The following is a 25,725-nucleotide window of genomic DNA, read 5'->3' on the forward strand; positions in this document are numbered from 1 at the left end:
AGAAGAAGAAGGACCCGGTCACTGGGAAACGAGAGCGAACCGCCCGCTACGGCAAGGGAAAGCGGTACAAGGTCGCCGGCATACCCGGCGTCCGGGATCGCTCCTTCGATACCCTCGAGGACGCCAAGGCGTGGCTTCGTCGGGCAGCCACCGACGAGGAGCGGGGCGAGTTCGTGGACCCGCGTGATGGATCCATCACGTTGGCCGAATACATCGCGATGCACTGGGCGCCGGGCCGAGGCGGTGTTCCGAAGACTCAGGACAACCAGGAGCGCAGAGTACGCCTTCACATCGTTCCGCATCTCGGCGAACTCCCGCTCAGGAACATCACGGCAGCGGAGCTGCGCACGTACATAGCGAAGTTGGAGGCCACTGTCTCCTCGGTCGACTATCGGCGCGGCATCCTGTCCGAGCTGTCCTCCATTCTGGAGGCGGCCGTCGATGACAAGCGGCTTGCCAGGAACCCCATGCACGCGAAGTCCGTGCGGTGGCCAAAGCGCCACAAGAGCGACGCGAGGCTTGGCCGTTGGAGAGGGCGCTGCGAGTCCGCGACGTGATCAGCCCGCGAAACCGGATAGCCGTCGTAGTCGGTCTGGGGTGCGGACTCCGCCAGGGCGAGGTGTTCGGGCTGAGCCCGGAGGACATCGACTACGTGCGAGGCGTCCTCCACGTCCGCCGCCAAATCCAGGCGATCAGAGGAAGGCTGTACTTCACCCTGCCGAAGGGAGCTAAGACCCGTACTGTCGACATGCCCTCCTCGGTGGCCGAGGAGTTGAAGCGCCATGTCGACGCGTTCCCGCCAGTGGAGGTGGAGCTTCCGTGGGGGAAGCCGGAGGGGCAGGGGAGGAAGTTCTCCCTGCTGCTCACCACACGACTCGGCAACGCTGTCGCGGTGAACACGTGGAACACCTATACGTGGAAGCCCGCGTTGGCCGAGGCCGGCATCATCCCGCCGCGCGCCAAGGGAGCGAAACCGTGGCAGTGGGCGGCGGCCCCGAAGGACGGCTTCCACGTGCTGCGGCACACCTATGCCTCGATCATGCTGGAGGCCGGAGAGTCCGTCGTGACCTTGGCGCGGTGGCTCGGGCACTCCTCGCCCGCGATCACCCTCGGTTACTATGCTCACTTCATGCCGGAGGCCGGAAGCAAGGGGCGCACTGCCATCGACGGACTGCTGGGGAAGCAGGGAGAACCGCATGCGATTCGAAACTCCCCAGATTCTCCCCAGGGCCGTTGACGGGCGATTCCCGCTGCTGCCGCCTCTCCGAAGCTTGTCGTGGATTGCAAGGCTGAAGAGACGGGTGGCCTAGGAAAATGTTGAAAGAGGTCACCGCGACCCGCTACATTACGCCCCTGCGTGAGGGTGGCTCGCTGCCGGGACTCGTCGAGGCCGACGATTTCGGGACGTACGTGATGAAGTTCACCGGCGCCGGGCAGGGCCGCAAGACGCTCGTCGCGGAGGTCGTCTGCGGCGAACTCGCCCGTCGGCTCGGCTTCCGCGTGCCCCGTCTGGTGACCGTCGACCTGGACCCCGTCCTCGGGCTCGGCGAACCCGACCAGCAGGTCCAGGAGCTGCTCAGATCCAGCGGCGGCACCAACCTCGGCATGGACTTCCTCTCCGGCGCGCTCGGCTTCGACCCCCTCGCCTTCCCGGTGAACCCCGAGGAGGCCGGGCGGATCGTCTGGTTCGACGCGCTGGTCAACAACGTCGACCGCTCCTGGCGCAACCCCAACCTGCTGATGTGGCGCGGCGAGCTGTGGCTCATCGACCACGGCGCCACCATGATCTGGCACCACAACTGGCCCGGCGCCGCGGCCTCCGCCGCCCGCCCGTACGACGCCTCCGACCACGCCCTGCGGTCCTTCGCGCCGGACGTCACCGCGGCCGCCGCCGCGCTCGCGCCGCTGGTCACCGAGGAACTGCTGGCCGAGGTCACCGCCGAGATCCCCGACGCCTGGCTGACCGGCGAGCCCGGCTTCGACACGCCGGACGACCTGCGCCGGGCCTACGCGCAGGCGCTGCTCGCGCGCGCCGCCGTCATCCACGACCGCATCGAGGGGGTCAAGTGAGCGAGCTGAGCGAGCGCCACATCACCAGGGCCGGTCAGGGCGGCGGCCGGGACGTCTTCGAGTACGCCGTGCTGCGCGTCGTACCCCGCATCGAGCGCGGTGAGTGCATCAACGCGGGGGTGCTCGTGTACTGCCGTGCCAAGGCGTACGTCGGCGCCCGCACCCACCTCGACGAAGCGCGGCTGCTGGCCCTCGACCCGGACGCGGACGTGGCCGGTGTGCGTGCCGCGCTGCGCGCGGTGGAGGCTGTGTGCGGGGGCGGACAGGCGGCCGGGCAGGCGGCGGGCGACGACGCCGGGCGGCGTTTCCGCTGGCTGATCGCGCCCCGCTCCACGGTCGTCCAGCCCGGGCCCGTGCACACGGGGCTCACCACCGACCCGGTGGCCGAGACCGAACGGCTGCTCGACCTGCTGGTGAGGTGATGGCGGACCGGGTGATGAGGTGATGGATCACCTGCACCCCGATGGGCCGTTGACACCGCGTGCCAGTGCTTCTAGCGTCACGTCTGCTGAAGGTACTAAGCGGTCGCTCATCGGGGAGCGTGCCGCTGAGCCGCATCCCAAGGGCGAGGAGAAGCAGCAATGTCCACCACTGAGCAGCGGGTCGCAGTCGTCACCGGTGCCGCGCGCGGCATCGGCGCCGCCACCGCCGTACGCCTGGCGGCCGAAGGCCGCGCGGTCGCCGTGCTCGACCTCGACGAGGCCGCCTGCAAGGACACCGTGGAGAAGATCACCGCGGCCGGCGGCAAGGCCATCGCGGTCGGCTGCGACGTCTCCGACGAGGGGCAGGTCGAAGCGGCCGTCGCACGGGTCGCCGAGGAGCTCGGCGCGCCGACGATCCTCGTCAACAACGCGGGCGTGCTCCGCGACAACCTGCTGTTCAAGATGAGCGTCGCCGAATGGGACACCGTCATGAACGTGCACCTGCGCGGCGCCTTCCTGATGTCCCGGGCCTGCCAGAAGTACATGGTCGACGCCGGGTTCGGCCGGATCGTCAACCTCTCCTCGTCCTCCGCGCTCGGCAACCGCGGCCAGGCCAACTACTCGGCCGCCAAGGCCGGTCTGCAGGGCTTCACCAAGACCCTCGCCAAGGAGCTCGGCAAGTTCGGCGTCACCGCCAACGCCGTGGCCCCCGGCTTCATCGCCACGGACATGACGGCCGCGACCGCCGAGCGGGTCGGCATGGGCTTCGAGGACTTCAAGGCCGCGGCCGCCTCCATGATCCCGGTGCAGCGCGTCGGTGAGCCGGAGGACATCGCCAACGCCATCGCCTTCTTCACGGGTGACGCGGCCGGCTTCGTCTCCGGCCAGGTGCTGTACGTCGCCGGCGGACCGCTCGACTAGGGAGCACGGACATGACTGAACTGCCTGAGCTCTCCGGCAAGGTCGCCCTCATCACGGGCGGCAGCCGCGGCATCGGCTACGGCATCGCCGAGGCCCTGGTCGCACGCGGTGACCGGGTCTGCATCACCGGCCGGGGCGAGGACGCCCTGAAGGAGGCCGTCGAGCAGCTCGGCGCCGACCGGGTCATCGGCGTCGCCGGCAAGGCGCACGACCTCGACCACCAGGCCGTCGCCGTCGAACGCACCATGGAGGCCTTCGGCCGGGTCGACTACCTGGTCAACAACGCCGGTACCAACCCGGTGTTCGGGCCGATCGCCGACCTCGACCTCGACGTCGCCCGCAAGGTCTTCGAGACCAACGTCGTCTCGGCGCTCGGGTTTGCCCAGAAGACCTGGCACGCCTGGCAGAAGGACAACGGCGGCGCCATCGTCAACATCGCGTCCGTGGCGGGGGTCTCCGCCTCGCCCTTCATCGGCGCGTACGGCATCAGCAAGGCCGCGATGATCAACCTGACCCTGCAGCTGGCGCACGAGTTCGCGCCCAAGGTACGGGTCAACGCGATCGCCCCGGCGGTGGTGAAGACCAGGTTCGCGCAGGCCCTGTACGAGGGCCGGGAGGCGGAGGCCGCCGCGGCCTACCCGCTGGGCCGGCTCGGCGTGCCCTCCGACATCGGCGGCGCGACCGCGTTCCTCACCTCGGCGCAGGCCGACTGGATCACCGGTCAGACGCTCGTCGTCGACGGCGGGATCTTCCTCAACGCCGGGGTGGGCTGACCGGATCGGACCATCGCGCGTCGGGTGTTTTCGGACAGGGGCGCCGACTCCGTCGACGGATGATCGCATGACGCGATGTCGTTGACGGAAACGGTGCCCCTGTCGACATCGGCGTCGTACCGGCCGATGACAACGTCGTCATGCGGAAGGTGATCAACGACCTAGCGCAAGCACGGTTCAGGCCGTCAGCGCCTGCGATAGGGTCTGCCGACCCTTGGTATGGCAGATCGAGGAGCGTGCGCGTGTTCAACCGGAACCGAGGCCTGCGGCAAGTGGCGGCGATCGCTTCCATATCCCTCTTGGCCGGGTGCAGCCTGTTTTCGGACGGCGACCCCGCCGAGGGGGGACCCATCGTCGTGGGGACCACCAGCGCCCCCAGCACACTGGATCCGGCCGCTTCCTGGGACGGCTCCTGGGAGCTGTTCCGCAACATCTACCAGACGCTGCTGAGCTACCCCAACGGCGCCACCACGCCCCAGCCCGACGCCGCCGAGAGCTGCGAGTTCACCGACTCCTCCAACCGCGTGTACCGCTGCGAGCTGCGCGAGGGGCTGACCTTCTCCGACGGCGACTCGCTCGACGCCCAGGCCGTCAAGCACTCCATCGACCGGATCCTGGCCATCAACGCGCCGAGCGGCCCCGCCGGGCTGCTGGGCAGCCTGGAACGGGTGCAGGCACTCGGCGACCGCGAGGTCGTCTTCCACCTCAAGACGTCCGACGCCACCTTCCCGTTCGTGCTCGCCACCCCCGCCACGTCCGTCGTCGACCCCGACGACTACCCGGCCGACGCCCTCCGCGAGGACGGCGGCGTCACCGGCTCCGGGCCGTACGTCCTGGACTCCTACGACGAGGGCGCGCGGGCCGAACTCGTCCGCAACGGCCGCTACAAGGGCTTCGCCGAGCGAAGAAACGACGCTGTCACCATCCGTTACTTCCAGGACTCCGGCGCCATGGTCCAGGCCCTGCGTGACCAGGACATCGACCTGACCTACCGCGGCCTCGCCGCCGACGACATCGTCGCGCTCCAGAGCAGGGACGCCGACGACACCCTGCATCTCGTCGAGGGCGCGGGCGCCGACATCAGCTACCTGGTGTTCAACCCCAAGGACGAGTGGGCCGGGAAGACACCCGTGCGCCGGGCCGTCGCCCAGGTCGTCGACCGGGCGAGGATCGCGCACGAGATCTACAAGGACACCGTCGACCCGCTGTACTCGATGGTCCCCAAGGGCCTGACCGGCCACACCACCGGCTTCTTCGACAACTTCGGCGACCCCGACCCGGACAAGGCCCGCACGATCCTCACCGAGGCCGGCATCACCGAGCCGGTCCCGCTCACCCTCTGGTACACCACCGACCGCTACGGCTCCGAGACCGCCGTGCTGTTCAAGGAACTCAAGCGGCAACTGGAGGCCTCCGGCCTGTTCGAGATCACCCTGAAGAGCCGGCCCTGGAAGACGTACGTCGAGGGCTACCAGAAGGGCGAGTACCCGGTGTTCGGGCGCGGCTGGTTCCCCGACTTCCCCGACGCCGACAACTACATCGCGCCCTTCGTCGGCGAACAGAACGCCCTCGGTACGCCCTACCCCGCGCCCAAGATCACCGAGGAGCTGCTGCCCCGCTCCCGGCGTGAGAGCGACCGCGCCCAGGTGGAGGCCGACTTCGAGGAGGCCCAGCAGATCCTGGTCCGGGACGTACGGCTGCTGCCGCTGTGGCAGGGCAAGCAGTACGTCGCCGCCAGCGAGGAGATCTCCGGCGCCGAGCGCGCCCTGGACCCGTCGACGATCATGATGGTGTGGGAGCTGTACCGGAAGACCAGCTGGTGAGGCCGCCCGTGGCGTCCGTTGTCAGTGGTCGCCGGTAGGTTCTGTGGTCTGGAACCGACCACACCGTAAGGAAGTTGACGTGACGGACATCGCCATGCTGCCCGAGTCCTGGCGCGGGGTCCTGGGCGACGAACTGCACAAGCCCTACTTCAAGGAGCTGACGGAGTTCGTGGAGGAGGAGCGGGCGAAGGGTCCCGTCTACCCACCGCGCGAGGAGGTCTTCGCGGCGCTCGACGCCACGCCGTACGAGCAGGTGAAGGTCCTGATCCTCGGCCAGGACCCGTACCACGGCGAGGGCCAGGGCCACGGCCTGTGCTTCTCGGTCCGCCCCGGGGTGAAGACCCCGCCCTCGCTGCGCAACATCTACAAGGAGATGCAGGAGGAGCTCGGCCTGCCGATCCCGGACAACGGCTGTCTGATGCCGTGGGCCCGGCAGGGCGTGCTGCTGCTCAACGCGGTGCTGACGGTCCGGGGCGGCGAGGCCAACTCGCACAAGGGCAAGGGCTGGGAGAAGTTCACCGACGCGGTGATCCGCGCGGTGGCCGAGCGGCCCGACCCGGCGGTGTTCGTGCTGTGGGGGAACTACGCGCAGAAGAAGCTGCCGCTGATCGACGAGACCCGGCACGTGGTGGTGAAGGGCGCGCACCCCTCGCCGCTGTCGGCGAAGAAGTTCTTCGGCTCCCGGCCGTTCACGCAGATCAACGAAGCGATCGCGCGGCAGGGGCACGAGCCGGTGGACTGGCGCATCCCGAACCTGGCCGACCTGGCCTGACCGGCGCTGCTCGGGGCCGGCCCGCGTCGCGGGTCGGCCCCGCCTCGCCGGGATTGCCGGTGGCGGCCGTTAGCGTCGGGACGGACGGGACGTCGGCGAGAGTGCGGAGGGTGCGGTGGCGGAGCGACAGGAGCAGGCGGCACCGGATGCCGTGATGACGCGGATCGGGCAGGTCGTCATGCTGCATCACGCGGGGGACCGAGAGGAGGCCCGACACCGCTTCCTCCAGCTGTGGGCGGAGATCGGCGAGGACGGCGACCCCCTGCACCGCTGCACGCTGGCCCACTACATGGCCGACACCCAGGACGACCCTTCCGACGAACTGGCCTGGGACCTGCGGGCGTTGGGCGCGGCGGAAGAGCTGACCGACGACCGGCTCGCGGCCCACGAGGGCGCCCTGGCGGTACGCGCCCTGTATCCCTCCCTGCATCTGAACCTCGCCGCCGACTACGTCAAACTCGGCCACTCGGACGCCGCCCGCACCCATCTGCGCCGGGCACGTGGGGCGTCGGACGCCCTGGGCGACGACACGTACGGGGAGGGCGTGCGGGCGGCCATCGGGCGCCTGGAGCTACGGCTGGGGGAGGGCGGTTCACCGGGCGGGGTGTGGGGTCCGCCTCGGCAGCGGCCGTGAGCGCCGCGCCGCTCACGGTGGCGCCCTCACCGCCCGTACGTCTGCTCGCAGATCACCGCCTCCGGGCTGTCCGGGCGCCAGCCGCCGTACTTCCTGCCCAGGGCGCACACGTCGGTGTTCGCGCCGAGCGTGGGGGAGATGTCCGGGATCTCGGCGGGCGGTTGCTGGTGCGGGCGGCGGGACTCGGGGCGGGGCGGGTCGGAGTGCGGGCGGGACTCCGGGCGCGGGGCTGGGGGCTGCTGGGTCGGTGACGGGGCCTTCGTGGTGGGGCGGCGTGGCTCCGGCGTGGCCGGGCCGGGCCGGGACGGGCCGATCATCTCCAGGGCCTCGCGGGCCGGCGCCTGCACGATCTGCGGTTCGGCGCGGCCGTCCGGGCGCGGTCCCGACGGCTGGGCCGACGCCGGCGGCACGGCGGCGGGGCCCCGCTGGACGGTCACACAGCCGGAGACAGCGGAGAGGGCCACGGTGACGAGCAGCGTCGCGGTGGTCGTCGTTCGATGCACCCGCGCAACTCTGCTGGCTCCGGCCCAGCAGAACCCGACGGACCAGCACAGGTTGCTCCGGACGGGTGAACTACGCCCCCGCAGGGAGGGCGCACACCCACCCGGGCTGACGCCCGGAACCCTGCCCGGCGGGTCGGGCGCGGCGGCGGGGTCTGCGGTCTGTCTGGCGGGTCGGAGCAGAGGCGGGTCTGGGGTCTGTTGGGCGGCCCTGGGTGGGGTGGGGTCTTGGGTGCGGTGGGGGCGCGCTGTGTGTGGTCGTCCGGTGTGGGTCTGGCGCGGTGGCGGGGTTTGGGGTCGGTGCGGGGTCCGGCGTGGTGGCGGGGTCTGCGGTCTGTCTGGCGGCCCCCGGGTGGGGCGGGGGCTACGGATGCGGTGTGGGAGCGGGTCTGGGGTGCGTCTGGGGCCAGATGTGGTCGCGGGGTTTGGGGTCTGTGCGGGGTCCGGCGTGGTGGCGCGGTCTGGGATCTGTCCGGTGGGTCCGGCGTCGGCGCGCGTCTGCCGTCTGTCTGGGGGCCCGCGCGGACGCGCGGTCTGAGCCTCTGTTCGGCGGATCACGCAGCCGACGCGGGTCTTCGCACCCCGGACCCCTCTCGCCGGGCGCTGATCAGGCGCCGTTCCCCGCGACCTGATCCGTCGGCCAGCCACCCATCACCCGTACGAACAACGCGCGGATCAATAACACCTAGTCGCCCGTCGCGCCGTCGACGCGCTCGCGGATCAGGTCCGCGTGGCCGTTGTGGCGGGCGTACTCCTCGATCATGTGGGTGTAGATCCAGCGCAGGCTGAACGGCTCGTCGCTGTGGCGGCCGCGGCCCTTGGACAGGTCGTCCAGTCCGAAGCCTGACGCGTTGCGCCGGGCGACCGCGATCTCGGCCTGCCAGGTGGCGTACGCCTCCGCCCAGGTGTCCGCCTCGGTGAGGTGGAACTCGCCGTCGGGGTCCTCCTCGGTGTAGTAGATGGGCCCCGGGTCGTCGCCGACCAGCACCCTGCGGAACCAGCCCCGCTCAACCTCCGCCATGTGCCGTACCAGCCCCATCAGGGACAGCTCGGACGGCTCCACGGCCGCCATCCGCAACTGCGCGTCGCTCAGTCCCTCGCACTTCCACGCCAAGGTCTGCCGGTGATACTCCAACCAGCCCTCCAGCATGGTCCGTTCGTCGGCGTTCTGGGCGGGCTCGCGGCGCTGCGTTGTCATGAGCGCATCCTCGCTCACCACCACGGAAGCCACCAGCAGTTTTACGACCGCCCCGGTGCCCCGCCGAACATCCCGCCGAGCAGCTCCCGCAGCCCCGCCCGCACCTCGTCCAGGCTCGGCACCTCCGCGTTGAAGGACCCGGCCACGCAGCTGAACATCAGCCCGTCCGCCCACGCGACCAGCATCAGCACATGCCGGTCCGGGTCGGTCGACCCCATCGCCGTCACCAGGCCGGTGAGCTGCTCGCGGAAGCGGGCGCCCGTGGCGTCGTAGTACGCGCGCAGTCCGGGGCGTCGGGTGGCCTCCAGGGCGAGTTCGTAGCGGGCGACGACCAGGTCACGGTTGCGGGTGAGGGACCGGTGGACCGCGAGGGCGAGGCCGTCCACCAGTGGGTCGAGTCCGCCGCGCGGGTCCGGCATCTCGTGCAGCGCGAGCACCCGCGCCTCCCGCTCGGCGTGCCGACGCACCGCCAGCTCCAGCAGCGCCTGGCGGGTGCGCGCCACGTTCGAGGTGGAGCCCTGGGGGAGCCCGGCCGCTTCGTCCACCGCCCGATGCGTCAGCCCGCGCATCCCGCGCTCGGCGAGCAGGGCGAGGGCGGTGTCGGCGACGAGATCGGCGCGGGACGCGCCCGTGGTGCGTACGGACATGCTGCTCAACCTACCGCTCTCACTACATGTGTAGTACGGTCGGAACGCGGCCGCCACTACGGGCGTAGTGAAGAGAGGCGCATACGATGAAGAACGCGATGAATGCGAGGGGGAACTCATGGCACCGACATCCACCCCACCCCGAGCCGTCGTCATCGGCGGCGGCGTCGGCGGTCTGACCGCCGCCGTCGCCCTGCACCGGCGCGGCTGGCAGGTCACCGTCCTGGAACGCGCCCGTTCCCTGGCCCCCGTCGGCGCGGCCATCTCCCTCGCCCCCAACTCCCTGCGCGCCCTGGACGTCATCGGCCTCGGCGACGAGATCCGAGCCCTGACCGCCTGGCAGGGCGGTGGGGGAGGCCTGCGCACCCCGAGCGGACGCTGGCTGTCCCGGTCCAGCGCCGCCGCTGTGGCCGAGCGCTTCGGCGGCCCCCTCGTCCTCCTGCACCGCGCCACTCTCGTCGACGCCCTGACCGCACGCCTCCCCGAGGACCGCATCCGCACGTCCGCCCCCGCGACCCTCGTCGACCCCGGCGACGCGGACCGCCCGGCCCGCGTGACCAGCCCCGACGGCGAGTGGGAGGCCGACCTGGTGGTGGCCGCCGACGGCATCCACTCCGCCGCACGCCGGGCCCTTTTCCCGCAGCACCCAGGGCTCGCATACGCCGGATTCACCACCTGGCGGGTCGTCATCCCGGTGCCCGGCGTGGAGTTCGCCTCGCACGAGACGTGGGGGCGGGGCCGTATCTGGGGCACGCATCCGCTCAAGGACGGCCGTGTCTACGCGTACGCCGCCGTCGTCACGCCCGCCGGGCAGCGCGCGCCCGACGACGAGAAGGCCGAGCTGCTACGGCTGTTCGGCGACTGGCACGACCCGATCCCCGCCGTGCTCGCCGCCGCCCGCCCCGAGGATGTGCTGCGCCACGACGTGCACCACGTCGCCGAGCCGCTGCCCGCCCACCACCGCGGCCGGGTGGCCCTCCTCGGCGACGCCGCCCACGCGATGCCGCCGACTCTCGGCCAGGGCGGCAACCAGGCCATCGAGGACGCGATCGTCCTCGCCTTCCACGCACCCGACCTGGCCGCGTACACCGCCGCCCGGCTGCCCCGTACGACGGCCATCGCCCGCCAGGCCGTGAAGGTGGCGCGGCTGAACATGATGAGCAGCCGCGTCGGCACGGCCGTGCGCGACGCCGCGATCGCCGCCCTGTCCAAGGCCGGACCGGCGCTGTTCCTGCGCGGCTTCGACGGCATCGCCGACTGGCGGCCGCCGGGGCAGCCGTATGCTTCCGAGCAGACCCCAGCAGGCAAGCAGTGAGGGAGCCCCCGTGAAGGTCGGCTGCATCGGACTCGGTGACATCGCGCAGAAGGCGTATCTGCCGGTGCTCGGCGTCCAGCCCGGGGTCGAGCTGCACCTGCAGACCCGCACGCCCGCCACGCTGAACCGTGTCGCCGACAGCCTTCACCTGCCCCGCACCCAGCGCCACAGCACCTTGGACGCGCTCCTCGCCCAGGACCTCGACGCCGCCTTCGTGCACGCCCCCACCGCCGTGCACCCCGAGATCGTCACCCGGCTGCTTCAGGCGGACGTCCCGACGTACGTCGACAAGCCACTGGCGTACGAACTCGCCGACTCCCAGCGGCTGGTGGCGCTCGCCGAGGACCGGGGCGTGAGTCTGGCCGTCGGCTTCAACCGACGGTACGCGCCCGCGTACGCGCAGTGCGCCGAGCATCCGCGCGAGCTGATCCTCATGCAGAAGAACCGGGTCGGGCTGCCCGAAGAGCCGCGCACGATGATCCTGGACGACTTCATCCACGTCGTGGACACACTGCGCTTCCTGGTGCCGGGCCAGATCGACGACGTGACCGTGCGCGCCCGCACCGTGGACGGGCTGCTGCACCACGTTGTGCTCCAGCTCGCCGGGGACGGGTTCACCGCGCTGGGGGTGATGAACCGGCTCAGCGGGTCGGCCGAGGAGATCCTGGAGGTCTCCGGGCAGGACACCAAGCGGCAGGTGATCAACCTCGCCGAGGTGATCGACCACAAGGGTCAGCCGACGCTGCGGCGCCGCGGCGACTGGGTGCCGGTGGCCCGCCAGCGGGGCATCGAGCAGGCGGTGCTGGCCTTCCTCGACGCCGTCCGCGCGGGCAAGCCCCTCAGCGCCCGGGACGCGCTGGCGACCCACGAACTGTGCGAGCGGGTGGTACTGGCGGTTCTGGAGCGCTCCGGCGCGGTCGCCTGACCGCCCGTCCGCCCTCGATCAGGACCAGGGCGAGCAGCACCAGCACGGCGACGTACACCGGCCAGGCGCCCAGGCGCACGTACGGTGTGACCCCGTCGGCCAGCGGCACCTCGTACACCTGTGTGGTGCTCGCGTCCGTCCCGAGCGGTGGGCCGGTCCGCTGTCCCTCGGGCCCGTACACGGCGGAGATGCCGGTCAGGGTGGCGTGCACCATGGGGCGGCCGCTCTCCGCGGCGCGCAGCGCGGCCAGCGAGGCGTGCTGCGCGGGCGCCCAGCTCTGCTGGAACGTCGAGGTCGCCGACTGGGCGACCAGTACGTCGGCGCCGTTGCGGGCGAGGCTGCGGCTCATGTCGGGGAACGCCGACTCGAAGCAGACCATCGGGCCGACGCGCAGCCCGCCCCCGACGTCCATCACGACCTGCTCGGTGCCGCGCCTGCGGTCCTCGGCCGCGGCCTCGCCGACGGAGGTCACCCAGCCGAGCAGCGAGCGCAACGGGACGTACTCGCCGAACGGGACCAGCCGCATCTTGTCGTAGCGGTCACCGGTCGGGCCGTCCGGGCCGATCAGCACCGAGCTCTTGTAGATGCCCGGCCGGTCCGAGCGGCGGGCATCCACGTTGACCAGGACCGGGGCCCCGGTCTCCCGGGACAGCGCCGCGATGCGCCGCGCCAGGTCGGGACGGCGGCCGAGGTCGTAGCCGACGCTGCTCTCGCCCCAGACGATCAGGTCCACGTCCTGGCCGACGAGCCGCCGGGTGAGCTGTTCCTCGCGATCGAACCGGCGTTCGGCTCCGGCGATCACCCCCGGCTGTACGACCGCCACCCGGACCCGGCTCTCGACCTCGGGCCGCGGCGACCACATCCAGGCCGCCGCGGTGACCGTCGCCGTGGCCAGCAGGGCGACGGCCGGCACCCGGGACCGCCGTACCGCGATCAGGACGGCGACGGCGACATTGACGCCCACCAGCAGGAAGCTCAGCAGCCACACCCCGCCCACGGAGGCCAGCCGCAGCGCCGGTTCCACCTGCCACTGACTGGCACCCAGCATGCCCCAGGGCCCGCCCAGCCCCTGCCAGGACCGCACCAGCTCCACCGCCAGCCAGCCCGACGGCAGCACCAGCAGCGCGGCCGCGATCCGGCCCGCCGAGGGTGTCCCGGCGAGGAACCGGCGCACCAGCCGGCCCCACGGCCCCCACAGCGCGCCGAGCAGGGCGGCGAGCACGAAAGTGAACACGTGCAGGTTCGGCAGCAGCCAGTGGTGCCCGGCCAGTATGAAGCCGAAGCCGCCGCACCAGCCGTCGTACAGCGCCCGCCGCCCGGTCGGCGCGGTGCGGGCCAGCAGGATCCACGGGACGAGGCCGACGTACGCGAACCACCACAGGGACGGGGCCGGGAAGGCGAGCGTGGGCAGGGCGCCCGCCACCGCGGCGACCGCGGAGCGCGGCCACGGGGAGCCGAGCCAGCGGTCCAGCGTCTTCATACGGCGCCTCCCTGTGGGCTCCAGTGTGCGCGGGCCCGGCGATCTCGGTACAGAAGGCGCCCGCTCAGTCGATCACCGGTACCCCGGACCCCTGGGGCACACTCCGCCACTTCTCCCGTACGACCACCTCGCGCAGCCGCCAGCCGTCGTCCGTGCGCCGCAGCTCGAACGCGTACCGGCCGCCGCAGACGAAGTCGGGCGCCGAGCCGTTACCGGCGAGGCGCATCGGATTGACGTAGTCGGCCTGGACCTGGGCGGTGTCCCCGGTGTCCCGCTCCAGGATCCCGAAGCGGACCCGGCGGTTGACGATCAGGTGCTGGCGCATGGTGAACGCCCGCATGCTCTCGGCCAGCCACGCGGCGACCTCCACGGCGTCCCCCTCGATGCCGCCGGCCGAGCGGTAGTCCGCCCGCCCGTCCGGGGTGAACAGCTTCCGGTACGCCTCCCAGTCGCCGTCGTCCACCGCCACGGCGTAGTCGGTGACCAGACTGTCGACGGCCAGCCGGTCCATCACGGTCGCGAGTTCCACGCGCTGCGTCATCGGCTCAGTGTTGGGCACGGGGCGGGCCGCGCCAAGAGGGCGTGCCGTGTTGTTCTCAGGGGACAGCCGTCGGCCCGGCGCTCACCGTTCCCTGGGCGCCGTGGAAGATCACACCGGGCTCGGCCGGGGCCTGGTTGAGAACCCACAGGCCGATCACGGTGGCGAGAGTGAAGACGACGGCGATGAGGACGGCGAGGACGAGGCGGCGGCGGCGTTCCCGGCGCACCCAGTCGCCGCACGCCGTGCGGTACGCGTCAGGGGCGGCGTGGACTCCGCTCGCCAGGGCCGCCAGCGCCTCGCGCAGCTCCTGTTCGGTCTTGCCCACGGTGTCACCGGGGCGGGAGGTGTGGATGCGGTCGTTCATCGGCGGGCCTCCATCACCTGGGTCAGGGCGACGATACCGCGAGCGGTGTGCGTCTTGACCGAACCGGCCGATATCCCCATGGCGGCTGCGATCTCACTCTCTTTCAGGCCCAGCCAGTGCCGCAGGACGAGGGCCTCGCGCTGCCGGGCGGGAAGTTGCTGCAGGGCGTTGATCAGCTCGCGCTGGTCGTCGCGGAGCAGGGCCGAGTTCTCGGCGGAGGCGACGACCTCCTCGGGCGGGCGCGTGGCGTGCTTCCGGACGACCTGGAGGTGGCGCAGGCGCATGCGGGTCAGGTTGCAGACGGTGGAGCGCAGATAGGCCTCGGCCGTCTGGTTGTCCCGCAACCTGTTCCACTTCCGGTAGATCTGGTAGTACGCCTCGGCCACGATGTCCTCGGGGTCGTCGGCGCCGAGCAGTACGGCGAGGCGCAGCATCGAGGAGTAGTGCAGATCGAACAGCCGGGCGACAGTGGCCTCGCGCTCCAGTTGCTCCGGGTCGGTCACCGCGTGCAGGGCACCCGCCTGGGGCCCGGGCGGGAGAGCGACCGTCTCGGCCGCCGACGGGCGCGCGCCGGGTACCGGCGGTGCCGACGGCAGTGCGGCGGTCGGCGGCAGGGTGGCGGAGTGTTCCTGTCTGCGTCTCACGGGTTCGTCGCTCCCGTCTCGGGGTGCCGCCTGACCATCAGACGGGACGGTAGTTGGGTGCTGTCGGCGCCTCCAGAGGCACCGGTGCGCTCCAGCACGATGGTGGTCACCACGGCGACGGCCAGGTTGAGCAGCAGGGCGACCAGGCCCGCGTAGATCTCCAGTGGCTGTTCGCCGGATCCGAACGGCACGACGGACGAGAACCCCTCGCGGACCACCATGAACGTGCCGGCGGCCATGCCCGCCGCCCATCCGGCGAGCAGCGCCCGCGGGTGCAGCCACCGGGTGAACAGCCCGATGGCCACGGCGGGGAAGATCTGGAGGATCCATACGCCGCCGAGCAGCTGGAGGTTGATGGCGTCCTGGCCGCGCAGGCCGAAGACGAAGGCGACGGCCCCCACTTTCGCGGTGAGTGACACGGCTTTGGCCACCCGTACCTGCCGTTTGGGTGTGGCTGTCGGATGGACGTACTCGACGTACACATTGCGTACGAAGGACGTGGCGGCGGCGATCGACATCACCGCCGCCGGCACCATGGCTCCCACGGTGATCGCGCCGAACACCAGTCCGGCCAGTGGTGCGGGCATCAGCCGGTCGACCAGCATGGGGACGGCCGACTCGGCGGAGCCTCCGGGGGCGCGTACTCCCCAGGCGACGGCGGCGATGCCGAGGAACCCGAAGAGGGCGAGCACCGCCGTCCAGGCGGGCAGCGCGACGGAGGCCTTGCGCAGGCTGTCGGGTCCCGAGGCGGCGAAACCCGCGGTCAGGACGTGGGGATACATCAGCAGGGCCAGAGCGGAGCCCAGGGCCAGGGTGGCGTACGCGGACTGCTGTTCGGGGCTGAGGAACAGGGACGCATCGGCGGTGTCCGCCTCCGCGAGCCGCCGGGCGGCGAGGTCGAACACCGCACCGGGGCCGCCGAGCCGGTCGAGGACCAGCCAGCACACCGCGGTGAGGGAGGTCAGTATGGCGAGCCCCTTGAGGGCCGATATGACAGTGGGGGCACGCAGTCCATGCCGGTAGGTGGCCACCGCCAGGCCCGCGAAGAGGGCCACCATCACCAAGTCGCCGGTGGCGCCGCGCGCGTAGACGCCGCCGGCGGTGAGCACGGCGCGGATGCCGAGCAGCTGCAGCGCGAGGTACGGCATGGTGGCGAGGATCCCGGTGAGGGCGACGACCAGGGCCAGCAGCGGTGAACCGTAACGCCCGCGCACGAAGTCGGCGGCCGTGACATAACCGTGGCGGCGGGCGACGTCCCACAGCCGCGGGAGCAGCACGAACGCGAGCGGGCAGACCATCACGGTGTACGGCACGGCGAAGAACGCGGGTGCGCCGTTGCCGTACGCCAGTCCCGGAATGGCGGTGAAGGTGTACGCCGTGAAGATGGTGCTGCCCAGCAGCAGCCAGCTCCACCAGGGTCCGAGGGACCGGTCGGCGAGCGCCCAGCCCTCCAGGGAGGGCAGCCGGTCGCTGGGGTGGAGGCGACGGGCGGTGATGGTCAGGAGCGAGGTACCGCCGATGACGGCGAGGAATGCCACGGCCATCGCAGCGTTCGTCATCGGTCACCGTCCTTGGTGTGCCTGAGCCTTGCGCGGGAGTCCCCGCCCAAGAGTTGCGCGGGCCGCCGAATCCGATGACAGAAAACCGCGGATTAATTTCCTGGAAATCCGCTGTCAACCATGTCGAGGAGTCGGGCAACTCTTGCACAGAACGAACAGGGAACGCGAGAGAAGAGGCCGCCATGGCACGCACCGGTCACCCCCGGCTCCGCCGTGTCACGGTCGCCGGACTGCTCCTCGCACCCGCGGCCGGCCTGCTGTGGGTGCCTCTGTACGCCGGTGACCACCCGCGACTGGCCGGCGTTCCCTTCTTCTACTGGTACCAGCTGGCCTGGGTGCCCGGCTGCGGCCTTGCCCTGCTGGCCGCCCATCTGCTGCGCAGGGGGCGGGACCGGCCGCGCGATGCGCGCCGTTGCCGCTGATCCCCGGCTGTCCCTGGCCCTGGTGATTGCTGGTCCGGGCGATTCCTGATCCCGGTCCGCCCGGTCCGCCGGTCCGCCCGGTCCGCCGGTCCGCCCGGGACAGACGCAAGAACCACCCCGTCATCGTTCACCCGCTGCCGTGTGAGGAGCAAGCCATGCCCGAATCCGCCCTGCCCGGAACCGGCCTGCCAGCCCCGTCCGGGCCCCAGCCGCCGTCCCGACGTGGCCGAATGACGCCGCGGTCCGTCCTGATCTGGACCGCGGTCGCCATGGTCGGCGCCATCGGCTGGGGGATGCTCGCCCTGTCCCGGGGCGAGGAGATCTCGGCGGTCTGGCTGGTCGTGGCCGCCCTCGGCTCGTACGCCATCGCCTACCGCTTCTACTCGCGGTTCATCGCCCGCCGGGTCCTGGCGGTGGACGACACCCGCGCCACTCCCGCCGAGCGGCTGGAAGACGGTGTGGACTACCACCCCACCGACCGCCGGGTGCTGTTCGGCCACCACTTCGCGGCCATCGCCGGTGCCGGTCCGCTGGTGGGCCCGGTGCTGGCCGCTCAGATGGGCTATCTGCCGGGCACCATCTGGATCATCGTGGGCGTGATCTTCGCCGGCGCCGTCCAGGACATGATCGTCCTGTTCTTCTCCCTGCGCCGGGACGGCAAGAGCCTCGGCCAGATGGCCCGGGACGAGATCGGCAAGGTGGGCGGTGCCGCGGCGCTGATCGGCGTCTTCGCCATCATGATCATCCTGCTCGCGGTGCTGGCCATGGTCGTCGTCAACGCGCTCGCGGAGTCCGCCTGGGGCACCTTCTCGGTCTCCATGACCATCCCCATTGCCCTCTTCATGGGCTTCTACCTGCGCTACCTGCGGCCGGGCCGGGTCGTGGAGACCAGCCTCCTCGGTGTCGCGCTGCTGCTGCTCGCCATCCTCGGCGGCGGCTGGATCCAGGACTCCTCCCTGGCCGAGTACTTCGTCTGGAGCCCCGAGACCCTGGTCTTCTGCCTGGTCGGCTACGGCTTCGTCGCCTCCGTGCTCCCGGTATGGATGCTGCTGGCCCCCCGTGACTACCTGTCGACGTTCATGAAGGTCGGCACCATCGCCCTGATGGCCGTCGGCGTGGTGGTCGCCGCCCCGACCCTCAAGGCGGAGCCGGTCACCGAGTTCGCCTCCACCGGCGCCGGACCGGTCTTCGCCGGTTCGCTGTTCCCGTTCCTGTTCATCACCATCGCCTGCGGTGCCCTGTCCGGCTTCCACGCGCTGGTCTCCTCCGGCACCACGCCGAAGCTGATCCAGAAGGAGTCCCAGGTCCGGATGATCGGTTACGGCTCCATGCTCACGGAGTCGTTCGTCGCCGTCATGGCACTGATCGCCGCGTGCGTCCTCGAACCCGGCCTGTACTACGCCATGAACTCCCCGGCGGCCCTCCTGGGACCGACCGTGGAGAGCGCCTCCGAGGCGGTGCGGAACCTCGGCTTCAGCATCACCCCGGACCAGCTCGCCGCAGCGGCGAAGGCCGTCGAGGAGGAGACGCTGGTCGCCCGCTCCGGTGGCGCGCCCACCCTGGCCGTGGGCATGGCGGAGATCTTCGCCGCGGTGTTCGGCGGCGCCGGGATGAAGGCCTTCTGGTACCACTTCGCCATCATGTTCGAGGCGCTGTTCATCCTCACCACGGTGGACGCCGGCACCCGCGTGGGCCGCTTCATGCTCCAGGACATGCTGGGCAACGTCTGGCGGCCGATCGGCCGGGTCACCTGGAAGCCGGGCATCTGGATCACCAGCGCCCTGGTCGTGGGCGCCTGGGGCTACTTCCTCTACGCCGGTGTCACCGACCCGCTCGGCGGCATCCGGCAGCTGTTCCCGCTGTTCGGCATCGCCAACCAGCTGCTGGCCGCGGTCGCCCTGGCCGTCACGACCACCCTGCTGATCAAGCACGGCAAGCTGCGCTGGGCATGGGTCACCGGTATCCCGCTGGCCTGGGATGTGGCGGTCACCTTCACCGCCGGCTGGCAGAAGATCTTCTCCGACAACCCGACGATCGGGTTCTTCGCCCTGCGGGACAAGTACGCGCAGGCCATCGAGGACGGCAAGCTCCTGCCCGGCGCCACGAGCATGGACGACATGCACAAGATCGTGCTCAACAACACCGTCGACGGTGTGCTCATGGCCGTCTTCCTCCTGCTGGTCCTCATCGTCCTGGTCAACTGCGCCGTGGTGTGCTTGCGCGCCGTCCGCGCCACCGAGCCGCTGCCCACGACCGAGGCACCCTACGTCGCGTCGCGTATCGACGTGCCGGAGCGGCAGCGCACCGAACCGCTGGTCGAGGCGGGGTCATGAGGACCGTGCGGAAGGTGCTGGGGGCCATCCGCTGGTACGCGCGGGAGGTGACCGGCGAGGCGGAGTACGACCGCTACTGCGAGCGGCGCCGTCGCCACCACCCGCACGCAGCTGTGCCCACCCGTCGCGAGTACGAGTGGATGCGCACGGCACGCCACGAGCGGGAAACCCCCAGCCGCTGCTGCTGAACGATCCCTGCTCCCTCGTGGACCCAGGCGTTCCCCGGAGTGACGTCCGGGGAACGCCTCGTCCGGCCCGGCACGAACCCGATCCCGGACAGGCAGAAGCAACCGCTCAGGTCCGGGTGGGGCCACCGCCCACCGTCCGGTTACCTCCCAGCAGTGCACGCACCCGCCCCCTCGTCAGCCGCACCCTCATGGGAAGGGAACAGATGCTGCGACGCCGAAGATTCGTGGTCGCCGGCCCCGAGCTCGACGACCGCCACCTGCGCCGGGTCCTGACCCAGATGCGTCCGTCGCATCAACTGCACGGACTCGGGGCGAGCGCCGGCCGTCCGCCGTGGGAGCCCGTGGCCGAACTGCTGCACGCCACCGGCCGGGACTGGGACCGGCGCGTGCACCGGATCTCCGTGCTGGCACCCGCACTGCCGACGATGGTCGTGGACCGATGGATCACCGACCGCCCGAAGGACCCCGACGCCTTGGTCGTCAAGGCGTATGCGAAGGTGGCACGGGCGGACGGCGCCCACCGTTCTGCGGCCCGGGACGTGTACGACGACTGCGTGCGGGCGGCGGAGGCCGGCCCCGAGGACCCCACGCCGTGGCTGGCCATGCTGGATCTGATGTACGCCTGCGGCTCCCCGTCCCGAGCCGTCGTCCCGGTGTGGACCGAGGCCGTCAACCGCCATCCGTGGAATCGGACCGCCTACCACCGGCTGCTGCGGCACCTTTCTCCGCGAGGGCACGGGACACTGGCCGAGATGCTCGACTTCGCCCGGCACAGCGCGGCACGGGCACCCCACGGATCACCGATCGCCGTGCTGCCCATCGCCGCCCGCGCCGAACTCGTCGCTCACCGGGAGGGCTCGCGTTCCCCGACGGCCGTGGGGGCCGCGGCCCACTGGAACCAGCCGGAAGCCGCCGCGGAGATCGACACCGCCCTGACCAAGTGGTTCCACGTCGAAGCCCCGCCGCACGCCGAGGTGCTCGCCGACCTCAACCTCCTCGCCTTCGCTCTGACGCGCGCCCACCGCACGGCCGAGGCCGCTCCCGTCTTCCGGCGTATCGGTCGCCATATGACCAGCCACCCCTGGGACCTCGTCCGCGACCCCGGGGGAGCGTTCCTCTACTGGCAGGACCGGGCGCGCTGCTGATCGAGTTCCGGGGCCCGCCGCAGAGGACCTGGTCGGCACGTGTCCTGCCGTACCGTGCTTCCCGCGGATGCGCCGGGCGGCCGGTGAGGACCCGTCAACTGCCCTCAGCCGTCTCCGTGCAGCCGCTGGAAGGCCGTCGGGGTGGGGCGGGCGGACAGGAAGTCCCGGATCCGGCGGGCGCATGGAGGGGGTCGGAGACACCGGTGTCGCACTCGATGTCGTAGACGCCGTGGGCGTGGACCTGCTGGAGCTGGCGGGCGGCGAGACCGGGCGGCCGGTCCGCGCGCTCGCGCTCCCGACGCTGAAGCTCGTCCAGGGGGCAGTGCACGCCGACGAGGAGCACGTCCTGCGGTACGAAGAGGGAGAGGCAGTCCTTCAGCCGCCATTCGGCGCTGAGGATGTGGTCCATGACGACGTTGTTGCCGGCGGCGGCCATCCCGGCGACCGCGCGGTGGTAGCCCTGCCAGGTGCGGTGCAGGACGGTGTCAAGCTCATCGGGCGGGACGGGGGTGGGAGACCGCATCGCGTGGAAGGTGTCGACCGGCATGTGGAAGTACGGCTGGTCGAGGATCCGCAGCAGCTCGGTCGCGATGCTCGACTTCCCCGAACTGGACGTGCCGTTGAGGAAGACGATCAGGCCACGGCGCGGTGGCACATCGGTGAGATGTCTCATGTACGTCGGTCCCGGCGCCCAGGTCCCGCCCTCAGGCCGCCTCGATGACCTCACCGCGGATCGCCGCGGCCCACTCGACCACCAACAGCTCGTACTCCGCCCGCTCCTGTGCCGACAGTGAGCCGCCCGCGCGCATCCACAGCGCGCGGATCTGCTCGTTCACCTCGGCAGCAGACCGCACGGAACCAGGGGTCACGGAATCGGGGGACATGCGGGCAAGCCTAGGGGCAAGCACTGACACTGCGCTACCGGGCGGCTACGCATCCCGTATGGGCTTGGTCACGGCCGACCGGATCCGGTCGCGCGTACTGACTGCACGACCAGTCGTGAAGCCACGGTCAGCCCGCCGATTCCGCCGCGTGGGGACTCAGGACGCCGAACGTCACCAGGGCGACGATCACGATGCCGAGCGCGACGCGGTACCAGACGAACGGCATGAAGCTCTTGGTCGAGATGAACTTCATGAACCAGGAGATCACCACATAGCCGGTGACGAAGGCGATCACCGTGGCGAAGATCGTCGGCCCCCACGACACATGGCCGGTCTCCATGGCGTCGTTGAGTTCGAACAGGCCCGAGGCGAGCACCGCCGGAATGGCGAGCAGGAAGGAGTAGCGGGCCGCGGCCTCGCGGGTGTAGCCCATGAAGAGGCCGCCGGTGATGGTGGCGCCGGAGCGGGAGACTCCCGGGACGAGCGCCATGGCCTGGCAGAAGCCGAAGATCAGGCCGTCCCGCACGCCCAGTTCCTTCAGCGTCTTGCGCTCCTTGGCCGCCCGGTGGCGTCCGCCGTTCTCGTCGCGCGCCGCGATCCGGTCGGCGATGCCCATGATCAGGCCGACCACGATCAGCATGGTGGCGGTGATGCGCAGATCACGGAACGGCCCGACGATCTGGTCCTTCAGCGTCACGCCGAGCACGCCGATCGGGATCGAGCCGACGATCACCAGCCAGCCCATCCGCGCGTCCTGGTCCTTGCGCCACGTCTTGTCGTAGAGCGAGCGGGTCCACGCCGACAGGATGCGCCCGATGTCCTTGCGGAAGTAGATCAGCACGGCGGCCTCCGTGCCGATCTGGGTGATCGCCGTGAAGGCGGCGCCGGGGTCCTCCCAGCCGGAGAAGGCCGCGGTCAGGCGCAGGTGCGCGCTGGAGGACACGGGGAGGAACTCGGTCAGCCCCTGGACGAGTCCTAGGATGAGTGATTCGAACCAAGACATCAGTTACGGAGTCCAAGTGCCGATCGTGGAACGGACGAAGGACACACCGAGCCCCCGCGCGCGGTGATCGGGTGTGTTGAGGGGCAGCGTAGCGTCCCGCGCCGACGCGCCCGACACGGGGGCTTCCCGGGCGATCGACGGTGATCGGTCCGGGGTGTTGACCGGCTGCGGAGGCGGGCCTACGTTGCAGTCCGGGGAAAGCGCTTGCTATGGCGCTTGTCATGCGTCCAGGGACCCCGGAGGAGTGCTGATCAGGTTCATGGCCACATCCGCGACATCGGTGACATCGGTGACATCGGCGGCTGACAAGACATCCGACATTTCCGGAGCAGCCACGGAAGCCGACCCTCGATCCCCCTCCGCCTCTCTCTCCGACCGCCCGATCAGAGCCGCTGTCATCGGCACCGGAGGCATCGCCCGCGGATGTCACCTCCCCGCCCTCACCCGGCTCGCCGAGGAGGGCGAGGCGGAGGTCGTCGCGGCCGTCGACATCGACCGGGCCGCCGTCGAGGCGTTCTGCGCGGAGGGCGGGATTCCGCACGCGTACACCGACATGGAGCGGATGCTGCGGGAGCAGCGGCCCGACCTGGTGACGATCTGCACACCGCCCAGGCTGCACCGCGAGCAGACCATCGCCGCCCTGCGGGCCGGCGCCTGGGTGTGGTGCGAGAAGCCGCCCGTGCCCACGCTCGCCGACTTCGACGCCGTCGAGGCGGCGGAGGGCCGGGCAGGTGGGCCGTACGCCTCGATCGTCTTCCAGCACCGGTTCGGCTCGGGCGCCGCCCATGTGCGCCGGCTGCTGGCCGAACAGGCCATGGGCCGACCGCTCGTGGCGCACTGTCAGACCACCTGGTACCGCAACGCCGCCTACTACGCGGTGCCCTGGCGCGGCCGCTGGCAGACCGAGGGCGGCGGGCCCGCCATGGGGCACGGCATCCACCAGATGGACCTGCTGCTCGATCTGCTCGGGCCGTGGAGCGAGGTGCGCGCGATGGCCGGCCGGTTGGTGCACGACGTGGAGACCGAGGACGTCTCCACCGCGCTGGTCCGCTTCGAGAACGGCACCATGGCGACGGTCGTGAACAGCGTCCTCAGCCCCGACGAGGTGAGCCGCATCCGCGTCGACTGCGAACGCGCCACCGTCGAACTCACCCACCTGTACGGGCACGCCAACGCCGACTGGCGGATCACCCCGGCGCCGGACGTGCCGACGGAGGAGGCCGCGCTCTGGCGGGACTTCGGCCCCGACGTGCCCAGTTCGCATCTGGCGCAGCTGCGGGAGCTGGTCGCCAGCATGCGCGCGGGTGAACGGCCGCGCAGCAGCGGGCCGGACGGACGCAAGAGCCTGGAGCTGATCACCGCGCTGTACAAGTCCGCGTTCACCGACACGACCGTCCGCCGGGACGAGATCGGCCCCGGCGACCCGTACTACACGGCCCTGCACGGCGGTGCGCCCGGCTGGGCTCCCGTCGTCCCCGAGGCCGCCGCGAACCAGGAGGTGCCCGCATGACCGGTCCGCACATCGTCCACGCGCACGGCGACCGGATCACGGTCACCGAACCCACCACCGGCGTCGAGCTGTTCTCCTACGTCTACCGGCCGGAGGCGGCCTGGGAGGCGCCGAAGCCGTATCTGCACCCGATCCGGACCCTGGGGAACGCGGTCGTCACCGACTACCGGCCCAACGACCACCGCTGGCACAAGGGCCTGCAGCTGACGGCCTCCCACCTGTCGGGCCAGAACCTGTGGGGCGGCAACTCGTACGTGCACGGAGAGGGCTATGTCGCCCTCCCCGACCGCGTCGGCTCCATGGCGCACGCCGGCTTCGACGAGGTCGCCTCCGACAGCTCCCGGGCCGTGATCGCCGAGCGGCTCACCTGGCACCCGTACAGCGGGGAGTTGTGGGCCGACGAGCGGCGCCGGATCGAGGTGCACGACGTGGACCCGGCGGCGGGCTCGTGGGCGCTGACCTGGACCAGCGCCATCACCAACCGGCGGGACGAACCGCTGCTGTTCGGCAGCCCGACCACCGCGGGGCGCGAAATGGCGGGCTACACGGGCCTGTTCTGGCGCGGACCGCGCGCCTTCCGCGACGGCCGGATCCTCGGGCCCGACAGCGAGGGCCCCGGCCTGATGGGCAGGCAGGCGCCCTGGCTGGCGTACTCCGGCGAGCACGACGGCGTCGACGGCCACGCCACCCTCGTCTTCGCGCACGCCCCGGAGAACGACCACACCGGTGCCGGGGGCGCCCACCCCGCCCACTGGTTCGTCCGCAACGAGCCGTTCGCCGCCGTGGCCCCCTCCTGGGCCTTCTACGACGAGCTGGAGCTCGCCCCGGGCGACACCCTCACCCGCCGCTACCGGCTCGTCGTCGCCGACGGGGCCTGGGAACGCGACGAGATCGCCAAGTACCTGGAGGCGCACCCGTGGTGAACGCCGAGGAGCTGACGGGCGTCTTCACCGGCCTGCCGGGCGGGGTGGCCGTGTCGCACCTGTCCGTCTACGACTGGCCGGCCGCGGACGGGGTGTGCGGCGGAACTCCGCACCTGCACCTGACCTGTTCGGAGGCGTACGTCGTGACCGGCGGACGCGGGGCGGTGCAGACGCTCACGACGTCGGGGTACGAGGTGACGCCGCTCGCGGCCGGTACCGTCGCCTGGTTCACGCCCGGCACGATCCACCGGCTGGTCAACGACGACGACCTGCGCATCACGGTCCTGATGCAGAACAGCGGGCTGCCCGAGGCGGGGGACGCGGTGCTCACCCTGCCCCCGGAGTACCTGACCGACCCGGAGACGTACGCCGCCGCCACCACGATCCCGGCGGACGCGCCCGTCGCCGAGCAGGAGCGCGTGGCCCGCGCCCGGCGCGACCTCGCCCTGGAGGGCTACCGCGCGCTGCGCGCGTCCGGCCCGGAGGCGCTGGCCGAGTTCCACCGGGCCGCGGCCGCGCTGGTACGGCCCCGGCTCGCCGAGTGGCGTGAGCGCTGGCGGCGGGGCGCCGAGGCGGCGGCCGCGGCGACGGGGGAGCAGCTGGACCGGCTGGAGCGGGGCGATGTGTCCCATCTCACGGGGGCCGTCGTACGGAGTGAACAGCCGTCGGCGCGCGGCAGGTTCGGGATGTGCGGGCGGCTGGACGTGTATCCCGGCCACTAGGTTGCGA

28 protein-coding genes and 1 pseudogene are annotated in these 25,725 nt (G+C 71.3%); 18 read left to right on the top strand and 11 right to left on the bottom strand.

All coding sequences use genetic code 11. The annotated features are described in order from the left end of the window. The first annotated feature begins 200 nt into the window (after positions 1-200). From KWI83_RS40080 to KWI83_RS28285, 9 genes are all read left to right on the top strand, one after another. Positions 201-557, top strand: a complete 357-nt coding sequence (locus KWI83_RS40080; protein WP_308122223.1) for an N-terminal phage integrase SAM-like domain-containing protein — start codon at positions 201-203, stop codon at positions 555-557. Continuing rightward, positions 527-1,237 (top strand): site-specific integrase, encoded by a 711-nt coding sequence (locus KWI83_RS40085; protein ID WP_308122224.1) that lies wholly within the window; start codon positions 527-529, stop codon positions 1,235-1,237. Before KWI83_RS40080 ends, KWI83_RS40085 begins: the two co-directional genes overlap by 31 nt. A 77-nt stretch (positions 1,238-1,314) precedes the next feature. Then, positions 1,315-2,070 carry a HipA family kinase gene (locus KWI83_RS28255; RefSeq protein ID WP_218517222.1) on the top strand — a complete coding sequence of 252 codons (756 nt, stop codon included), beginning with the start codon at positions 1,315-1,317 and terminating at the stop codon, positions 2,068-2,070. Positions 2,071-2,075: 5 nt separating this feature from the next. After that, entirely contained in the window at positions 2,076-2,492 is a 417-nt protein-coding gene (locus KWI83_RS28260; RefSeq protein WP_218517281.1) for a DUF3037 domain-containing protein, read from the top strand. Between the two features lie 159 nt (positions 2,493-2,651). After that, the gene (gene fabG / locus KWI83_RS28265) at positions 2,652-3,413 is read left to right on the top strand and encodes a 3-oxoacyl-ACP reductase FabG (protein WP_218517223.1); all 762 of its coding nucleotides are present in this window, start codon (positions 2,652-2,654) and stop codon (positions 3,411-3,413) included. An 11-nt stretch (positions 3,414-3,424) separates the two neighbouring features. After that, complete coding sequence (locus tag KWI83_RS28270) at positions 3,425-4,186, top strand: SDR family oxidoreductase (RefSeq protein WP_218517224.1); 762 nt, start codon at positions 3,425-3,427, stop codon at positions 4,184-4,186. A 242-nt stretch (positions 4,187-4,428) separates the two neighbouring features. Next, on the top strand, positions 4,429-6,009 hold the full coding sequence (locus tag KWI83_RS28275; protein ID WP_308122225.1) for an ABC transporter substrate-binding protein: 1,581 nt from the start codon (positions 4,429-4,431) through the stop codon (positions 6,007-6,009). Positions 6,010-6,088: 79 nt separating this feature from the next. Then, complete coding sequence (gene ung, locus KWI83_RS28280; RefSeq protein WP_218517226.1) at positions 6,089-6,781, top strand: uracil-DNA glycosylase; 693 nt, start codon at positions 6,089-6,091, stop codon at positions 6,779-6,781. 115 nt (positions 6,782-6,896) lie between these two features. Then, entirely contained in the window at positions 6,897-7,415 is a 519-nt protein-coding gene (locus KWI83_RS28285) for a hypothetical protein (protein WP_308122226.1), read from the top strand. 26 nt (positions 7,416-7,441) lie between these two features. Here the strand turns inward: KWI83_RS28285 and KWI83_RS28290 are convergent, their stop codons facing one another. From KWI83_RS28290 to KWI83_RS28300, 3 genes are all read right to left on the bottom strand, one after another. Then, the gene (locus KWI83_RS28290; protein ID WP_218517227.1) at positions 7,442-7,918 is read right to left on the bottom strand and encodes a hypothetical protein; all 477 of its coding nucleotides are present in this window, start codon (positions 7,916-7,918) and stop codon (positions 7,442-7,444) included. Between the two features lie 682 nt (positions 7,919-8,600). Next, on the bottom strand, positions 8,601-9,113 hold the full coding sequence (locus tag KWI83_RS28295; RefSeq protein WP_218517228.1) for a DinB family protein: 513 nt from the start codon (positions 9,111-9,113) through the stop codon (positions 8,601-8,603). A gap of 41 nt (positions 9,114-9,154) precedes the next feature. Beyond that, positions 9,155-9,760: a TetR/AcrR family transcriptional regulator gene (locus tag KWI83_RS28300; protein WP_218517229.1), complete on the bottom strand. Its 606-nt coding sequence runs from the start codon at positions 9,758-9,760 to the stop codon at positions 9,155-9,157. Between the two features lie 118 nt (positions 9,761-9,878). Here KWI83_RS28300 and KWI83_RS28305 point away from each other — a divergent pair, with 118 nt between their 5' ends. Both KWI83_RS28305 and KWI83_RS28310 read left to right on the top strand, forming a co-directional pair. Then, entirely contained in the window at positions 9,879-11,075 is a 1,197-nt protein-coding gene (locus KWI83_RS28305; RefSeq protein ID WP_218517230.1) for an FAD-dependent monooxygenase, read from the top strand. Positions 11,076-11,085: 10 nt separating this feature from the next. Next, complete coding sequence (locus tag KWI83_RS28310; RefSeq protein WP_218517231.1) at positions 11,086-12,000, top strand: Gfo/Idh/MocA family protein; 915 nt, start codon at positions 11,086-11,088, stop codon at positions 11,998-12,000. On the opposite strand, the gene lnt is transcribed toward KWI83_RS28310, so the two are convergent. The 5 genes from lnt to KWI83_RS28335 form a co-directional block, all read right to left on the bottom strand. Continuing rightward, positions 11,915-13,480, bottom strand: coding sequence for an apolipoprotein N-acyltransferase (lnt, locus tag KWI83_RS28315; RefSeq protein ID WP_218517232.1), 1,566 nt, complete (start codon positions 13,478-13,480; stop codon positions 11,915-11,917). The two genes, KWI83_RS28310 and lnt, sit on opposite strands and share 86 nt — an antisense overlap. A 64-nt stretch (positions 13,481-13,544) precedes the next feature. Then, positions 13,545-14,021, bottom strand: coding sequence for a nuclear transport factor 2 family protein (locus KWI83_RS28320; protein WP_218517233.1), 477 nt, complete (start codon positions 14,019-14,021; stop codon positions 13,545-13,547). A gap of 55 nt (positions 14,022-14,076) precedes the next feature. Next, positions 14,077-14,385 carry a hypothetical protein gene (locus tag KWI83_RS28325; protein ID WP_218517234.1) on the bottom strand — a complete coding sequence of 103 codons (309 nt, stop codon included), beginning with the start codon at positions 14,383-14,385 and terminating at the stop codon, positions 14,077-14,079. After that, entirely contained in the window at positions 14,382-15,029 is a 648-nt protein-coding gene (locus KWI83_RS28330) for an RNA polymerase sigma factor (protein WP_218517235.1), read from the bottom strand. The genes KWI83_RS28325 and KWI83_RS28330 overlap by 4 nt, the downstream gene beginning before the upstream one ends. Then, positions 15,026-16,588 carry a sodium:solute symporter gene (locus KWI83_RS28335; RefSeq protein ID WP_218517236.1) on the bottom strand — a complete coding sequence of 521 codons (1,563 nt, stop codon included), beginning with the start codon at positions 16,586-16,588 and terminating at the stop codon, positions 15,026-15,028. The genes KWI83_RS28330 and KWI83_RS28335 overlap by 4 nt, the downstream gene beginning before the upstream one ends. A gap of 182 nt (positions 16,589-16,770) precedes the next feature. On the opposite strand from KWI83_RS28335, the gene KWI83_RS28340 reads away from it, so the two are divergent. From KWI83_RS28340 to KWI83_RS28355, 4 genes are all read left to right on the top strand, one after another. Further along, positions 16,771-17,010, top strand: coding sequence for a DUF3311 domain-containing protein (locus tag KWI83_RS28340; protein ID WP_218517237.1), 240 nt, complete (start codon positions 16,771-16,773; stop codon positions 17,008-17,010). A 155-nt stretch (positions 17,011-17,165) separates the two neighbouring features. Next, positions 17,166-19,343 carry a carbon starvation CstA family protein gene (locus KWI83_RS28345; protein ID WP_374106395.1) on the top strand — a complete coding sequence of 726 codons (2,178 nt, stop codon included), beginning with the start codon at positions 17,166-17,168 and terminating at the stop codon, positions 19,341-19,343. Next, a complete protein-coding gene (locus KWI83_RS28350; protein WP_218517239.1) occupies positions 19,340-19,531 on the top strand; it encodes a YbdD/YjiX family protein in 192 nt (63 codons plus the stop codon). Before KWI83_RS28345 ends, KWI83_RS28350 begins: the two co-directional genes overlap by 4 nt. 203 nt (positions 19,532-19,734) lie before the next feature. Next, entirely contained in the window at positions 19,735-20,676 is a 942-nt protein-coding gene (locus tag KWI83_RS28355; protein ID WP_218517240.1) for a hypothetical protein, read from the top strand. A gap of 104 nt (positions 20,677-20,780) precedes the next feature. On the opposite strand, the pseudogene KWI83_RS28360 reads toward KWI83_RS28355, so the two are convergent. The 3 genes and pseudogenes from KWI83_RS28360 to KWI83_RS28370 all read right to left on the bottom strand — a co-directional run bounded on the left by KWI83_RS28360 (position 20,781) and on the right by KWI83_RS28370 (position 22,563). Further along, positions 20,781-21,349: pseudogene (locus tag KWI83_RS28360) on the bottom strand (chloramphenicol phosphotransferase CPT family protein). A gap of 31 nt (positions 21,350-21,380) precedes the next feature. Further along, positions 21,381-21,560, bottom strand: coding sequence for a hypothetical protein (locus KWI83_RS28365; protein WP_141311656.1), 180 nt, complete (start codon positions 21,558-21,560; stop codon positions 21,381-21,383). Between the two features lie 127 nt (positions 21,561-21,687). After that, positions 21,688-22,563, bottom strand: coding sequence for an undecaprenyl-diphosphate phosphatase (locus KWI83_RS28370; RefSeq protein WP_218517241.1), 876 nt, complete (start codon positions 22,561-22,563; stop codon positions 21,688-21,690). Between the two features lie 259 nt (positions 22,564-22,822). Here KWI83_RS28370 and KWI83_RS28375 point away from each other — a divergent pair, with 259 nt between their 5' ends. The 3 genes from KWI83_RS28375 to KWI83_RS28385 are packed head-to-tail and all read left to right on the top strand — an operon-like array spanning position 22,823 to position 25,718. Beyond that, a complete protein-coding gene (locus KWI83_RS28375) occupies positions 22,823-24,073 on the top strand; it encodes a Gfo/Idh/MocA family protein (RefSeq protein ID WP_218517242.1) in 1,251 nt (416 codons plus the stop codon). After that, a complete protein-coding gene (locus KWI83_RS28380; RefSeq protein WP_218517243.1) occupies positions 24,070-24,996 on the top strand; it encodes a PmoA family protein in 927 nt (308 codons plus the stop codon). The genes KWI83_RS28375 and KWI83_RS28380 overlap by 4 nt, the downstream gene beginning before the upstream one ends. Further along, positions 24,990-25,718, top strand: a complete 729-nt coding sequence (locus KWI83_RS28385) for a cupin (protein WP_308122228.1) — start codon at positions 24,990-24,992, stop codon at positions 25,716-25,718. Before KWI83_RS28380 ends, KWI83_RS28385 begins: the two co-directional genes overlap by 7 nt. Positions 25,719-25,725 lie beyond the last annotated feature (7 nt).

It is taken from the genome of Streptomyces sp. TRM70350 (assembly GCF_019219825.1).
Taxonomy (GTDB): Bacteria; Actinomycetota; Actinomycetes; order Streptomycetales; family Streptomycetaceae; genus Streptomyces.